The following is a 12,741-nucleotide window of genomic DNA, read 5'->3' as shown; positions in this document are numbered from 1 at the left end:
CGCCCGGGTGTCGTCCGCCGCTCAGAGGTGCGCGGCGCAGGCGTCCAGACGCTGCTCCCAGCGCGCGGTGAGCCCGGCATCGGCGGCGTGGCGCTCGAGCAGGTGCGCGGCCGGCGCGGGCCGGTCGACCGGCAGCATGCCTCCCGACGCGTGCAGTGGCGCCTCGACCAGGTCGCCGGTGAGCAGGGTCGCGGTGGCGAGCCCGCAGGCGTGGGGCAGCTCCGGCAGGGCGGCGGCGAGCGCGAGACCGGCGCTGAGGCCGACGCTGCTCTCGAGGGCGGAGGAGACCACCACCGGCAGCCCCGCCTGCTCGGCGAGCTCGAGGCAGCGGCGGACCCCGCCGAGCGGCTGGACCTTCATCACCAGCAGGTCGGCGGCCTCGGCGCGCGCCACCCGCAGCGGGTCCTCGGCCCGGCGCACGGACTCGTCGGCGGCGATCGGCACGTCGAGCCGACGGCGCAGGGCGGCGAGGTCCTCGAGCGCGGCGCAGGGCTGCTCGGCGTACTCGAGGCCGCCGGCGGCACGCTCGAGGACCGGCAGCGCCGTGAGCGCCTCCTCGAGGGTCCAGGCGGCGTTGGCGTCGACGCGCAGGCGGGCGTCCGGGCCGAGGGCGTCGCGCACGGCCTCGAGGCGCTCGGCGTCCTCGGCGAGGGTGGAGCCGGGATCGGCGACCTTGACCTTGGCGGTGCGGGCGCCGCCCACGCGGGCGATGCGGTGGGCGAGGACCGGCGGGACCACGGGGATGGTCGCGTTGACCTCGATCTCCTCCCGCAGCGGGGCGGGACGCTCGACGGCGGCGTCCTCGAGCGCGGCCCCCAGCCACGCCGCCGACTCGTGGGCGTCGTAATCGGCGAAGGGGGAGAACTCCGACCAGCCGGCCGGGCCGTGCAGCAGGACGCCGTCCCGCTCCGTGATCCTGCGGAACCGGGTGGTCATGGGGATGGACCAGGCGAGCGCGCGGTCGATGCCGCGCTCGGCCAGTGCGGTGGGGATGCGCATGTCCCCGAGGGTAATCAGTGGGCCGGCGCGGCACGAAGCGGGCAGGATGGAGCGGTGAGATCCTCCCCTGCTGCCCGTCGCCCCGAGAGCGTCCCGCCCCGCGGCGCCGACCTGCCCCGCGGCGCCGACCGGACGGAGGACCGCTACCACCTGCGTCCCGTCCGCGAGGAGGACGCGCCCTCCGTGCTCGAGGCCCACCGCTCGGCGGCGGACATGGCCCGCCAGGGCCTCGTGACCACGCTCGAGCAGGCCCGGGAGCAGGTCGCCTGGCTGCTCGCGGAGGACCGTCGCGCGGTGGCGATCGCGGACTCCGCGGGCGACCGCGCCGGCCCCGGCACGCTCGTGGGCCTGGTGGCCCTCGACATCGACCCCGGGAACCGTCTGGGCTGGTTCTTCTACTGGCTGCACGCCGCCCACCGTGGTCGCGGACTGGCCTCCCGCGCGGCCGCGACGGTCGCGGACCGTGCGCTGCGCCCCTCGGCCGAGGGCGGCTGGGGCCTCGAGCGGCTCGAGCTCGGGCACCGGGCGAACAATCCGGCCTCCGGGGCGGTGGCCCGTGCGGCCGGCTTCGTGCAGGAGGGGCGGGAGCGGGAGAAGTTCCTCATCGACGGTGAGCGGCACGACGTGCTCACCTGCGGTCGCCTGGTGAACGATCCGCCACCGGCCGCGCCCCCACTACCCTGGAGGCCATGACGACCGCGCCCTCCCCGCTGCCCCCTCGGGTCTCCGACACCTTCGATCCGCGTCGCTGGCGGGAGGTCCCCGCGCGCGAGCACGGCGGACTCGAGCTGACCGACATCACCTACCACCGGGCCGTCGAGCGGATCGAGTCCCCGGACGGCGAGCGCACCGAGCGCGACCTGCCCGCGGTGCGGATCGCCTTCGACCGGCCCGAGGTGCGCAACGCCTTCCGACCCCGCACGGTCGACGAGCTGTTCCGGGCGCTGGACCATGCGCGCCTGGACACCGGGGTGGGCGTCGTCCTGCTGACCGGCAACGGCCCCTCCCCCAAGGACGGCGGCCACTCCTTCTGCTCCGGCGGGGACCAGCGGATCCGCGGGCGCGCCGGCTACGAGTACGCCGAGCAGGAGGAGTACGGCGAGACCGTGCAGGTGCGCACGGGCTCCTCCGGCCGCCTGCACATCCTCGAGGTGCAGCGCCTGATCCGCACCATGGGCAAGGTGGTCATCGCCGTGGTGGGCGGCTGGGCGGCGGGCGGCGGCCACTCCCTGCACGTCGTCTCCGACCTCTCGATCGCCTCCCGCGAGCACGCCCGCTTCAAGCAGACCGATGCCGACGTCGGCTCCTTCGACGGCGGCTACGGCTCCGCCTATCTCGCCAAGCAGGTGGGACAGAAGCGGGCCCGCGAGATCTTCTTCCTCGCCGAGGAGTACTCCGCCCAGGAGGCCCACGACTGGGGCGCCGTGAACCGCGTCGTCGACCACGCCGACCTCGAGGACGAGGCTCTCGCGATGGCCGCGACCATCGCCACCAAGTCCCCGCAGGCGATCCGGATGCTGAAGTTCGCCTTCAACCTCGCCGACGACGGGCTGATGGGCCAGCAGGTCTTCGCCGGGGAGGCCACGCGTCTGGCGTACATGACCGACGAGGCCGCCGAGGGCCGCGACGCCTTCCTCGAGAAGCGCGACGCGGACTGGTCCGCCTTCCCGCACCCGCAGGGCTGAGATGACGCGCTCCGACACGGGCGCCGAGGAGGCCGGGCCGCCCTGGCTGGTGCCTCCGCGCTACGACGCCTCGGCGGCGTCGCTGGCCGCGCACTCGGCCGCGATCGGCGAGATGCTGGCCGGCCGGGCCCGGCTGTGGCTGGGGCCGTTCGCTCCGCCCGCCCGCCTGCCGGCCGGCCTCGAGGACGCCGCCCTGGTGGTGCCGACCTCCGGCTCGACGGGGAACGCCAAGGCGGTCGCGCTCGGCCTCGACGCCCTGCTCGCCTCCCAGGACGCCACCGCCCGGCTCCTCGCCGCCGGTCCCGACCTCGACGGCTCGGTCGCGCCGGGCCCTGCCGGGGACGCCCGCGGCCACGGCTTCTGGCTGCCGCTGCTGCCGCCCACCCACATCGCCGGGGTGCAGGTCCTCGCCCGCGCCCATCGCACCGCCCAGGTCCTCGGCCTGTCCTCCGCCGCGCTGCCGGACCCGCTGGGGGACCTGCGCGGTCACTTCGACGCCGCCGCCTTCGCCCGGCTCGCCGAGCCCGCCCTCGACCAGGCCGCCCGGGCCGGGCTCCCCGCCCTCACCTCGCTCGTGCCCACCCAGCTGACGCGGATCGTCACCGGCTCCACCGGCGCCGACGCCCGCGCCCGCTCGCTGCTGCGGCGCTTCGCGGCCGTGCTCGTGGGCGGCGCGGCCACCGCCCCGGACGTGCTCGCCCGCGCCCGCGCGCAGCGGATCGCCGTGCGCACCACCTACGGCTCCTCGGAGACCGCCGGCGGCTGCGTCTACGACCGCCGCCCGCTGCCCGGGGTGGCTCTGGAGATCGACCGACCGGACCCCGACGGCGCAGGACGGCTGCGGATCCTCTCCCCCACCCTGGCGCTGGGCTATCTCACCGCCGACGGCGACCGGGACGACTCCGGCTTCTCCCCCGGGCCGCCGCGCGCCGTCCTCACCTCGGACCTCGCCGAGCTCTCCGCGGACGGGCACCTGACGGTGCTGGGCCGGGCCGACGACGTCATCACCACCGGGGGCCGCAAGGTCCTCCCCCAGGACGTGGAGCGCGCGATCGACCGCTCGCTCATGCTGCGCGACATGGTGCGCGCCGCCGTGGTGGTGGGGGTGCCCGATCCCGAGTGGGGCCAGCGCATCGAGGCGCTGGTCACCCTCGAGGAGGGGCTGGACCCGGCGGAGGCGACCTCGCTCGTGCGCTCGGCCCTGCGCACCTCCGAGCTGCCCGCCCACATGATCCCCAAGCGGGTCCATGCGGTCCCCGAGCTGCCGCTGCGCGGGATCGGGAAGATCGACCGCGCCGCGGCCCTCCGCCTCGCCGTCGGACGCTGAGGGCCGCTCGCTGACCGCGGCGTATCCTCGAACGGGCCGTCGTCCGGCCCCCGAGTCCGCACGAGCCGAGCCCACGACCGCACAACCGCACAACCGCACAACCGCACAACCGCACAACCGCACAACCGCACAACCGCACAAGGAGCATGATGGCCAGCCTGTCCCAGTGGGTGCAGGGCGCCCGTCCCCGCACCCTGCCGGCCGCGCTGGCGCCGGTCGCCGCGGGCACCGGTGCCGCCGCCTGGCAGCTCGAGGAGCTGCACGGGAGCGTCGACTGGTCGATGGTGGTCCCGCGGGCGCTGCTCGCCCTGGCCGTGTCCTTCTCCCTGCAGATCGGCGTGAACTTCGCCAACGACTACTCCGACGGGATCCGCGGCACCGACGACGACCGCGTCGGCCCCTTCCGCCTCACCGGCTCCGGTGCCGCCCGGCCCGCGACCGTCAAGCGCGCCGCGATCGTCTCCCTCGCCCTCGGCGGCCTGTTCGGACTGGCGCTCATCGCCCTCGCCCAGATCTGGTGGGCGCTGGTGGTCGGCGCCGCCGCCATCGCCGCCGCCTGGTCCTACACCGGCGGGAAGCGCCCCTACGGCTATCTCGGACTCGGCGAGCTGTTCGTCTTCGTGTTCTTCGGTCTGGTCGCCGTCAACGGCACCGCCTATGCGATGACCGCGCAGCCCAGCTGGGTGGCTCTGCTGGCCTCGATCGCGATCGGTCTGCTCGCGGTCGCTCTCATGCTCACCAACAACCTGCGCGACATCCCCACCGACGAGCTCGCCGGCAAGCGCACGCTCGCGGTGCGGCTCGGTCAGCGCGGCACCCGGGGTCTGTACGCCGCGACGCTGCTGGTGCCCTTCGCGCTGATGGTGCCGGTGATGGCGGAGCGGCCGGCGGTCCTGCTGGTGCTGCTGGCGCTGCCGCTCGCCCTGCGTCCGCTGCGCAGCGTGCTGCGCGGCGCCCGCGGGCGGGACCTGATCCCCGTGCTCGGGGCCACCGGGCGGCTCGAGCTGGTCTACTCCCTGCTGCTGCTCATCGGCCTGGTCCTGTGACCTCGTCCGGCCCGGTGAGGGGATCCCGCCCCGCGGCGTCGTCCGTCGGGGGCGTCTCGTCCAGCAGGGAGTCCTCGAACTCGGCGTCCTCGTCGACCACCGGGCCGCGGCGCTCGGCCCGCCGCTCGTCGGCCGCCTTCCACCGCATCGCGGCGGCGTCCCGCAGCCGGTCCAGGAACAGGATCGAGATCAGCATCGCGATCAGCGCCGCGAGCACCCCGGCCAGCATCACCCCGACTCCGGCCAGGGCCAGCAGCCACCAGAGCAGGGCCCACAGGCCCAGTCGGATGACGGCGTAGAGCAGGAAGTGGCGCATGCCCCCAGCGTAGTTCTCCGCCCTGGGTGCCGCCTCGGGGACGCCTCCGCAGCAGCCGTCCACCCCGCGATCAGGTGCGTTGCCTAGACTTCTGCCATGGCCCGCGGCATCATCGCAGTTCTCTCCATCGCCCTGACCGTCTTCGCGCTCGCCGATTGCGTGCAGACGCAGGACGAGAAGGTCCGCGGCCTGCCCAAATGGGCCTGGATCGTGCTGATCGTGCTGATCCCCTGGGTGGGACCGATCACCTGGCTGTTCGTGGGCAAGGAGCGCAAGCTCGGCGGAGGCGGCGGGAAGGACCCGCGGCGCGGACCGCTCGCTCCCGACGAGGACCCCGACTTCCTGCGCAAGCTCGACGAGGACATCCGCCGTGAGCGCCGCGAGCGCCGCGAGCAGGACGGCGGCGAGGAGCCGCCGACGGACCCGGGGCCGCGCGCCGGCTGAGCCGCGCGCCGCTCACCGTCCGCGCCCTCGCGGGGAGAGCCAGAGCCCTCAGAGACCCGAGGACGCAGAGACCCGAGGACGAGCCCTCAGAGTCCCGAGTACGAGTGCAGGCCGTTGATCACCGTGTTGACGATCGTGTAGTTGAAGACCACGGCCACGAAGCCGGCCAGGGCCAGTCCCGCCGCACGGCTGCCGCGGAACCCGCCGGTCGCGCGGGCGTGGAGGTAGGCGGCGTAGATCACCCAGATGATGAAGGTCCACACCTCCTTGGGGTCCCAGCCCCAGAACCGGCCCCAGGCCTCTCGTGCCCAGATCGCCCCGAAGATGAGGGTGAAGGTCCAGCACACGAAGGCCACCGAGTGGATGCGGAAGCTCAGCGACTCGAGCACCGTCGAGGAGGGCAGCCGGTCCAGCACATGGCCGAACCGTCCCCAGTGCTCGGGGTGGTCCTCCCCTGCGGAGACCTTCTCCACCAGAGCCCGCTCGTGGCGGGCCTGCAGCAGCTGCAGCGCGGCGATCACGGCACCGAGGATGGACAGCGCGGTGGCGATGATCGCGACGCCGATGTGGATGTAGATCCAGTGCGAGTTCTGCAGGCTCGGGGTGAGCGCAGCGGCCGGCACGATCCAGAAGGTCTGGGCGAGCAGGAGCACCAGGAGCACGGGGCCGACCACGAAGGTCCCCAGCGCGCGCAGCTCGAGCCGCCGGAGGCTGAAGACGAAGAAGGCGAGCATGACCACCGCGGTGCTGGTGGTCGCGAACTCGTACATGTTCGCCCACGGCACGCGCTCGGTCGCGAGCGCCCGGGTCACCACGCCCAGCACGTGCAGAACGGTCGCCGCTCCCGCGAGCAGGAAGGCGAACCTCTGCGCGGTCATGGTGCCGGTCGCGGTGCCGGCGGCACTGCTCCCCGGCACGGCAGCACTGCTGGAGGACCCGGCAGCACTGCTGTCGGACCCGGCGGCACTGCTCCAGGGCACGGCGGCACTGCTGTCGGGCCCGGCGCTCACCGCGGCCGTCTGCAGGGACCTCGCGGTCCTCCCGCGCTCCCGGGCGGCGAGGCGCTCGTCGCTGCGCCGCTGGGAGGTCGAGGCGAGATCGGCGCCGAAGCCGATCAGGGCGAGCACGTAGAGGACGATCGTCACCACGAGGGCGAGGTTCGAGATCTCCGCCAGCTGCTCATCGATCACTGTGCACTTCCTTCAACGGGGTCGTCCGCGGCCCGTGAGGGCCGCTGCTGCGCGGTCTCCCGCGTCGCGTCATGGGGTCCATCCTGCCCCTCGGCGAGCGCCGAGGCCAGGTTCCGCACGTCCTCCTCCAGGGAGGGGTCGTCGCTGCGGGCGAGTCCGGCCACCTCGAGCACCGCTCCGGAGTCCGTCGCGCGCACCCGCACCCACACGCGCCGTCGGGGCACGAAGAGCGAGAGGATCAGCCCGCCGACGGCGACCAGGGAGCTGATGAGCACCCAGCGTTCGAAGGGATCGTGGGCGATGTCGAAGGCGGCGTAGCGGCGCAGGCCGTCGAAGCTCACCGTGGAGCCGTCCGGCAGCGCGTACTCCTGGCCGGGGTAGAGCCGGATCAGCACCGGGTCGCCGTCCTCCCCCGTGACCGGGGTGAGGGTCGAGATGTCCACCTCGTAGGCGTTCTGCGGGACGCCGGTGTCCAGGCCCAGATCGCCCTGATGGACGGTGACGGCGAGCTGCGGGTCCAGGGCGTCGGGGTAGAGCGAGCGCGGACCCTGCTCATCGATGGTGCCGGTGGGCAGGAAGAAGCCGACCACGGCGGTCTGCTCGGGCTCGGCGTCGGGCGCCTTGATCACCAGCTGGGAGGTGTAGCCGGTGTCCCCCATCGGCACCGTGATCACCGGGCCCTCGGCGACGACGCTCCCCTCGGGGTCGGTCACGGTGACCTCGGGGGCGTAGCCGTTGCCGAGCAGGTACATCGAGGCGCCGTCGACGTGCAGCGGCTTGTTGACCTGCACGGTGCGGGAGAGATCCTCCTCGCCGGGGGCGCTGACCACGACGTCGGCCTCGAAGGAGCGCGGCTCGCCCACGGTGCCGGCCTCGTCGGGCTGGACGTAGGTGGCGCGGAAATCGTCCAGGGTGAGGCGGAAGTCCGGCATGTCGGCCTCGTCGAACCAGGCGCCGGACTCGAAGGAGTCGTACTGGGTCAGCGAGTTCGCGAAGCCGTCCCCCTCGATGACCGTGACCTGCCCGCGATAGCTGGTCAGCGTGCCTCCGGCGATGCTAATCAGCACACCGACCAGGGCGATGTGGAACAGCAGGTTGCCGCTCTCGCGCAGCAGGCCGCGCTCGGCGCTGACGGAGCGCGAGCTCGTCTCCTCGCGCACCTCGGTGCGATAGCGGGAGCGACGCAGGGAGCGGCGGGCACGCTCGAGCAGGGCGACGGCGTCCGCCCCCGGCAGCTCGATCCGGGTGTGGCCCGCGAAGCGGGTCAGGCGCGACGGGGTGCGCGGGGGCCTCGCGCGCAGCTGCTTGAGGTGCACGCCCACCCGCGGCACGATGCAGCCGATCAGCGAGATGAACAGCAGCAGGTAGATCGCGGAGAACCAGGGCGAGGAGAAGACGTCGAAGAAGCCCGCCGCGTCGAGGAACTCCCCCCAGGCGCCGTTCTCCTCGAGGAACTGCTCGGTCAGCGCCGGGTTGACGCCGCGCTGCGGGTACAGCGACCCGGGCACCGCGGCGATGGCCAGCAGCATGAGCAGGATCAGCGCCGTCTGCATGCTGGTCAGCTGGCGCCACAGGAACAGCAGCGTGCCGCGCAGGCCCAGGGAGGGGACGGTCGCGGGCCCGCGGCCGTCCACCTCGGGCTTGCTGCTCCAGGAGCCGCTGTCCCCGGAGGTCCGTGGGGCGGTGCCCCCCTGGTCCTCCTGCGTGCTCGTGCGATCGGGCTCCATCACACCACCGGCTCGAAGGTCGCGATCATTCCCTGCAGCTCACTCATCCAGGTCGACCACACGCCGGTCATCAGCAGCACTCCGATCGCGATCAGCAGGGCCCCGGAGAGCAGTCCGATGGTGCGGCGATGGGCCGCCAGCTTCCGGCTCACGCCCAGGGCCCGCTCGAACAGCAGCGCGAAGAGCACGAAGGGGATGCCCAGGCCCAGGGAGTAGGCCAGGGCGAGGACGCCGCCGCGCAGGGCCGCACCCTCCCCGCCGCCGTCGAGCGAGAGCGCGATGATCGCCGCATAGGTGGGGCCGATGCAGGGGGTCCAGCTCAGGCCGAAGATCAGGCCCATCAGCGGCGCGCCCAGCAGACCGGCGTCGGGGCGCTTGGAGGAGGCCGGGCGGGTGGCCGACAGGCTCGGGAAGACTCCCATGAACAGCAGCCCCATGAGGATCACGACGGCGCCGGCGATGCGGTTGATCCAGACCGCGTGCTCCTGGAGCAGGTAGCCGAGCGCCCCGGCGAAGCCGCCCAGCACCATGAACACCACGGCGAAGCCGGCCACGAACAGGGCGCTGCCGGCGAGCATCCGGCCGGTCCCCGGACGCGAGCGGGCTCCGGCGGGGCGCTTCGCATGCCCGCCGGTCGCGGCGACGGCGCCCTGGCCGGCGAGCCCGGAGACGTATCCGAGATAGCCGGGGACCACCGGCAGCACGCAGGGCGAGAGGAAGGCGACCAGCCCCGCGGCGGCGGCGACCGCGAGCGCCAGCAGCAGCGAGCCGGACAGCGCGGTGGCCTGGAAGGCGGACCCGACCTCGGCGAGGGTCATTCGGCGATCACCGTGTCGATCATGGCGCGCAGCACGGAGGGGTCCGCGGCACCGGAGACGCGGGCCGCGACCCGGCCCTCCCGGTCCATGACCAGGGTGGAGGGCACGGCGTTGGGGGCGACCTGGCCGCGCAGGGAGTACATGATCTCGGCGTCGACGTCCGGCATCGAGGGATAGGTGATGGAGTACTTCTCCTCGAAGGCGCGGGCGGGACCGGCGGCGTCGCGCACGTTGACCCCGATGAGGCTCACGCCCTGGTCCTGGTAGTCCTCGTGGATGGCCTGCAGGTCGGGCGCCTCCTTGCGGCAGGGAGGGCAGGAGGCGTACCAGACGTTGAGGACCAGCACCTCGCCGCGGTGGTCGGCGGCGGCGAAGTCCTCGTCGTCGTAGGTGGTGCCGACGACGTCGAGCGGCTCGCCGCGCTCCTCGGGCGCGATCTCGGTGGCCACGCCGTCCCCGGAGATGTAGCCGGCGTCCCCGGAGTCGTAGCGGTCGCTGGTGTCGGTCCCGCACCCGCCCAGCAGCAGCGCGGCGGGGAGGGCGCCGGCGGCGGCGAGCAGGCTCCGTCGGGTCCGGCGCGGCGCGTGCCGCGGCATCATCGCTCCGCTCACGTCAGCCTGCCCCCGGTCGCGTCCACCGCGCCGGCGTAGAGCGCGGCGGCGGGCTCGGCGTAGCCGACGTCGGCCAGGTGAGGACCGACGAAGCGCAGGCTGGTCACGGAGCACAGCCCGCACTGGCGGCGGCGGGGGTCGTGGACGAGAGGGCGGCCCTCGGCGCTGCGGCGGGTGACCCAGATCGGCAGCTGGTGCAGGACCAGCACGGCCTCGTGGCCCTCGGCCTCGGCGCGCGCGTCGTGGACGGCGGAGACCACGCGGGCGACCTGCTCCCGGTAGGGCTCGCCCCAGGACGGACGGAAGGGGTCGATGAACCAGCGCCAGTTGCGCGGGTCGGTGAGCTTCGCGTCCCCGTGCCCCATCCGCTGGCCCTCGAAGCGGTTGCCGGACTCGATGAGGCGCTGGTCGGTGTCGACCACGAGGTCGTGGGCGGCGGCGATCGGGGCCGCGGTCTGCTGGGCGCGCAGCAGCGGGGAGGAGCGGACCAGGGTGACGTCCGACGCGGCGAGGTGCTCGCCCACCAGCTCGGCCATCTGCTCACCGCGGTCGCTGAGGCGGTACCCCGGCAGGCGCCCGTAGAGGATGCGCTCGGGGTTGTGCACCTCGCCGTGGCGGACGAGGTGGACCGTGGTGGTGCTCATGGGGGCGGCGTCTCCTTCGCTCTCGCGCGGCCGGCTCGAGCTCGGGCTCGGGCGGCCACACGGTACCAACCGAACCTCCGGATCAGCGGGGAGCGGCGGCGCTCCCGTGAGGTGCCGGACACCCGATCGCGATCGGGGCGTCCTCGGCGAGCGTCTTGCCCAGGATCCGGCCGAGCTCGAGAAGGTCCTCGTGCCCGACGACGTCGAGGAGGTGCTCGCGCACGGAGCGGACGTGCGTGGGGGCGGCGCGGTCGAGCATCGCGGCGCCCTCAGCGGTCAGCTGCGCCTGTCGCCCGCGGCCGTCGGCCGAGCAGCGCACCCGCTCCACGAGCCCCCGCTTCTCCATCCGGGTGATGGTGTGGGTCAGGCGCGAGCGGGAGTGGACCACCTTGTCCGCGAGCTCGGACATGCGCAGGAACCTGCCCTCCGCCTCGGACAGACGCACCAGGATCTCGTACTCGCCGAGCGTCAGGTCGATCTCGGGGTCGGACTGCAGGGCGTCGCTGAAGCGATCGTTCAACAGGGTGGTGGCGTACAGGAAGGTGCGCCATGCCGTCTGCTCGCTGGGCGTCAACCAGAGCTCCTCGGAGGCGGAGGGCCGCTCCTGAGCGGAGCGCCCCCCACCGCTTGACTTGGTGTCGTGCATCACGTTTTCCTCTTCCATGGGACGGGCCTGTTGCCATCATCCCCCATTTTAGTTTATGTTTCAAGCATAAGCTTCGTGGTCGAGTCCTTCGATCACCTCTGCCCCGATCCTCTCAAGGAGACCACCACATGACCGACCTCACCCCCGGCACCTGGACCCTCGACCCCGCGCACACGTCCACGGCCTTCACCGTGCGCCATGCCGGCATCTCCAAGGCCCGCGGCCAGTTCACCGACGTCGAGGGATCCCTGGTGGTCGGCGAGGGCGGCGAGAACCTGTCCTTCACCGCCACCCTGAAGACGGCCTCGGTCACCACCTCGAACCAGGATCGCGACAACCACCTGCGCAGCGGCGACTTCTTCGACGCCGAGAGCCATCCGGAGATCACCTTCGTCTCCACCGAGGTCTCGGGCGACACCCTCACCGGTGACCTCACCATCCGCGACACCACCCGGCAGGTCTCCCTCGACTTCTCCTACGAGGGTGCGGCCACCGACCCCTTCGGCACCTACCGCGCGGGCTTCACCGGCGAGACCACGATCTCCCGCAAGGACTTCGGGCTGACCTGGAACGCCGCCCTCGAGGCCGGCGGCGTGCTGGTCGCCGACGACGTCAAGATCCTCATCGAGGCCGAGTTCACCGCGCCGACCGCCGCCTGACCCTCCCCTCCGCGGCGCGCCGTGCGCCGCCGGGCCACGACGGGCCGTCCGCTGCTGCGGGCGGCCCGCCCCCGTCCCCGATAGGGTGCGCTCCATGTCCAGCTCCACCTCACGCGCCCCGCGCGTCCCCCGTCCGTCGGATCCCGACGCCCGCGTCCTGTTCCTCACGCGCGAGGGCTGCCACCTGTGCGAGGAGGCGCTGCCGGTGGTGCGGGCCGAGGCGGATCGCGTCGGCTCGACCGTGGAGGTGCGCGACATCGACGAGGACCCGGCGCTGCAGACCGACTGGGACCACGACGTCCCGGTGATCATCGTCGACGGGAAGGTCCATGCGCGCTACCGGGTCGAGGCCGCAGCACTGCGCGCGGCCCTGAGCCGGCGACCGTGGTGGCGCCGCCTCACCGGACGCGCCTGACCGCCGGGCCCGAGCCGCGGCACCGACACCGACACCGACACCGACACCGACACCGACACAGTGGACGTGCCCCGGACATGCATCGGCCCCCACCTCGTGGTGGGGGCCGATGCATGTCACACTGCGCTCACTTCTTGTTGCGACGCTGGTGGCGGGTCTTGCGAAGCAGCTTGCGGTGCTTCTTCTTGGACATGCGCTTGCGTCGCTTCTTGAC

Annotated in this window: 16 protein-coding genes; 7 read left to right on the top strand and 9 right to left on the bottom strand. The window is 73.4% G+C overall.

Going from position 1 to position 12,741, the window contains the following annotated elements:
- Positions 1–21: 21 nt before the first annotated feature.
- The gene (locus ACT3SP_RS16105) at positions 22–999 is read right to left on the bottom strand and encodes an o-succinylbenzoate synthase (protein WP_444588317.1); all 978 of its coding nucleotides are present in this window, start codon (positions 997–999) and stop codon (positions 22–24) included.
- A 54-nt stretch (positions 1,000–1,053) separates the two neighbouring features.
- Between ACT3SP_RS16105 and ACT3SP_RS16100 the strand changes: the two genes are divergently transcribed.
- The 4 genes from ACT3SP_RS16100 (at position 1,054) to ACT3SP_RS16085 (ending at position 5,057) form a co-directional block, all read left to right on the top strand.
- On the top strand, positions 1,054–1,692 hold the full coding sequence (locus tag ACT3SP_RS16100) for a GNAT family N-acetyltransferase (protein WP_444588316.1): 639 nt from the start codon (positions 1,054–1,056) through the stop codon (positions 1,690–1,692).
- Positions 1,689–2,684 (top strand): 1,4-dihydroxy-2-naphthoyl-CoA synthase, encoded by a 996-nt coding sequence (locus ACT3SP_RS16095; protein WP_444588315.1) that lies wholly within the window; start codon positions 1,689–1,691, stop codon positions 2,682–2,684. The genes ACT3SP_RS16100 and ACT3SP_RS16095 overlap by 4 nt, the downstream gene beginning before the upstream one ends.
- A gap of 1 nt (position 2,685) precedes the next feature.
- On the top strand, positions 2,686–4,011 hold the full coding sequence (locus ACT3SP_RS16090; protein WP_444588314.1) for an AMP-binding enzyme: 1,326 nt from the start codon (positions 2,686–2,688) through the stop codon (positions 4,009–4,011).
- Positions 4,012–4,160: 149 nt separating this feature from the next.
- The gene (locus ACT3SP_RS16085) at positions 4,161–5,057 is read left to right on the top strand and encodes a 1,4-dihydroxy-2-naphthoate polyprenyltransferase (protein ID WP_444588313.1); all 897 of its coding nucleotides are present in this window, start codon (positions 4,161–4,163) and stop codon (positions 5,055–5,057) included.
- On the opposite strand, the gene ACT3SP_RS16080 is transcribed toward ACT3SP_RS16085, so the two are convergent.
- Entirely contained in the window at positions 5,038–5,373 is a 336-nt protein-coding gene (locus ACT3SP_RS16080; protein WP_444588312.1) for a DUF4229 domain-containing protein, read from the bottom strand. The two genes, ACT3SP_RS16085 and ACT3SP_RS16080, sit on opposite strands and share 20 nt — an antisense overlap.
- A 96-nt stretch (positions 5,374–5,469) precedes the next feature.
- Here ACT3SP_RS16080 and ACT3SP_RS16075 point away from each other — a divergent pair, with 96 nt between their 5' ends.
- The gene (locus ACT3SP_RS16075) at positions 5,470–5,817 is read left to right on the top strand and encodes a PLD nuclease N-terminal domain-containing protein (RefSeq protein ID WP_444588311.1); all 348 of its coding nucleotides are present in this window, start codon (positions 5,470–5,472) and stop codon (positions 5,815–5,817) included.
- A gap of 86 nt (positions 5,818–5,903) precedes the next feature.
- Here the strand turns inward: ACT3SP_RS16075 and ccsB are convergent, their stop codons facing one another.
- From ccsB to ACT3SP_RS16045, 6 genes are all read right to left on the bottom strand, one after another.
- Positions 5,904–7,007 carry a c-type cytochrome biogenesis protein CcsB gene (gene ccsB / locus ACT3SP_RS16070; RefSeq protein ID WP_444588310.1) on the bottom strand — a complete coding sequence of 368 codons (1,104 nt, stop codon included), beginning with the start codon at positions 7,005–7,007 and terminating at the stop codon, positions 5,904–5,906.
- On the bottom strand, positions 7,004–8,734 hold the full coding sequence (gene resB, locus ACT3SP_RS16065; RefSeq protein WP_444588309.1) for a cytochrome c biogenesis protein ResB: 1,731 nt from the start codon (positions 8,732–8,734) through the stop codon (positions 7,004–7,006). Before resB ends, ccsB begins: the two co-directional genes overlap by 4 nt.
- The gene (locus ACT3SP_RS16060; protein ID WP_444588308.1) at positions 8,734–9,552 is read right to left on the bottom strand and encodes a cytochrome c biogenesis CcdA family protein; all 819 of its coding nucleotides are present in this window, start codon (positions 9,550–9,552) and stop codon (positions 8,734–8,736) included. The genes resB and ACT3SP_RS16060 overlap by 1 nt, the downstream gene beginning before the upstream one ends.
- Entirely contained in the window at positions 9,549–10,151 is a 603-nt protein-coding gene (locus tag ACT3SP_RS16055; RefSeq protein ID WP_444588307.1) for a TlpA family protein disulfide reductase, read from the bottom strand. Before ACT3SP_RS16055 ends, ACT3SP_RS16060 begins: the two co-directional genes overlap by 4 nt.
- Before the next feature lie 8 nt (positions 10,152–10,159).
- Positions 10,160–10,807, bottom strand: a complete 648-nt coding sequence (locus ACT3SP_RS16050; protein WP_444588306.1) for a histidine phosphatase family protein — start codon at positions 10,805–10,807, stop codon at positions 10,160–10,162.
- An 82-nt stretch (positions 10,808–10,889) separates the two neighbouring features.
- Complete coding sequence (locus tag ACT3SP_RS16045) at positions 10,890–11,453, bottom strand: MarR family winged helix-turn-helix transcriptional regulator (protein WP_444588305.1); 564 nt, start codon at positions 11,451–11,453, stop codon at positions 10,890–10,892.
- Between the two features lie 128 nt (positions 11,454–11,581).
- Here ACT3SP_RS16045 and ACT3SP_RS16040 point away from each other — a divergent pair, with 128 nt between their 5' ends.
- Positions 11,582–12,112 (top strand): YceI family protein, encoded by a 531-nt coding sequence (locus tag ACT3SP_RS16040; protein WP_444588304.1) that lies wholly within the window; start codon positions 11,582–11,584, stop codon positions 12,110–12,112.
- A 94-nt stretch (positions 12,113–12,206) separates the two neighbouring features.
- Positions 12,207–12,527, top strand: coding sequence for a glutaredoxin family protein (locus tag ACT3SP_RS16035; RefSeq protein ID WP_444588303.1), 321 nt, complete (start codon positions 12,207–12,209; stop codon positions 12,525–12,527).
- 127 nt (positions 12,528–12,654) lie between these two features.
- On the opposite strand, the gene ACT3SP_RS16030 is transcribed toward ACT3SP_RS16035, so the two are convergent.
- The coding region (locus ACT3SP_RS16030) for a 30S ribosomal protein bS22 (protein ID WP_444588357.1) at positions 12,655–12,741 on the bottom strand (87 nt) is incomplete at its 5' end.

This window comes from Brachybacterium sp. AOP43-C2-M15, assembly GCF_052446295.1.
GTDB lineage: Bacteria > Actinomycetota > Actinomycetes > Actinomycetales > Dermabacteraceae > Brachybacterium.
This window is presented reverse-complemented; position numbering and strand designations above follow the sequence as displayed.

Excerpts from the sequence above, each read along its gene's own strand:
- ACT3SP_RS16035 (WP_444588303.1), top strand. The coding sequence starts at position 12,207 with ATGTCCAGCTCCACCTCACGCGCCCCGCGCGTCCCCCGTCCGTCGGAT.
- ACT3SP_RS16050 (WP_444588306.1), bottom strand. The coding sequence starts at position 10,807 with ATGAGCACCACCACGGTCCACCTCGTCCGCCACGGCGAGGTGCACAAC.
- ACT3SP_RS16095 (WP_444588315.1), top strand. The coding sequence starts at position 1,689 with ATGACGACCGCGCCCTCCCCGCTGCCCCCTCGGGTCTCCGACACCTTC.
- ACT3SP_RS16055 (WP_444588307.1), bottom strand. The coding sequence starts at position 10,151 with ATGATGCCGCGGCACGCGCCGCGCCGGACCCGACGGAGCCTGCTCGCC.
- resB (WP_444588309.1), bottom strand. The coding sequence starts at position 8,734 with ATGGAGCCCGATCGCACGAGCACGCAGGAGGACCAGGGGGGCACCGCC.
- ACT3SP_RS16060 (WP_444588308.1), bottom strand. The coding sequence starts at position 9,552 with ATGACCCTCGCCGAGGTCGGGTCCGCCTTCCAGGCCACCGCGCTGTCC.
- ACT3SP_RS16085 (WP_444588313.1), top strand. The coding sequence starts at position 4,161 with ATGGCCAGCCTGTCCCAGTGGGTGCAGGGCGCCCGTCCCCGCACCCTG.
- ACT3SP_RS16045 (WP_444588305.1), bottom strand. The coding sequence starts at position 11,453 with ATGCACGACACCAAGTCAAGCGGTGGGGGGCGCTCCGCTCAGGAGCGG.
- ACT3SP_RS16105 (WP_444588317.1), bottom strand. The coding sequence starts at position 999 with ATGCGCATCCCCACCGCACTGGCCGAGCGCGGCATCGACCGCGCGCTC.
- ACT3SP_RS16080 (WP_444588312.1), bottom strand. The coding sequence starts at position 5,373 with ATGCGCCACTTCCTGCTCTACGCCGTCATCCGACTGGGCCTGTGGGCC.
- ACT3SP_RS16040 (WP_444588304.1), top strand. The coding sequence starts at position 11,582 with ATGACCGACCTCACCCCCGGCACCTGGACCCTCGACCCCGCGCACACG.
- ACT3SP_RS16090 (WP_444588314.1), top strand. The coding sequence starts at position 2,686 with ATGACGCGCTCCGACACGGGCGCCGAGGAGGCCGGGCCGCCCTGGCTG.
- ACT3SP_RS16075 (WP_444588311.1), top strand. The coding sequence starts at position 5,470 with ATGGCCCGCGGCATCATCGCAGTTCTCTCCATCGCCCTGACCGTCTTC.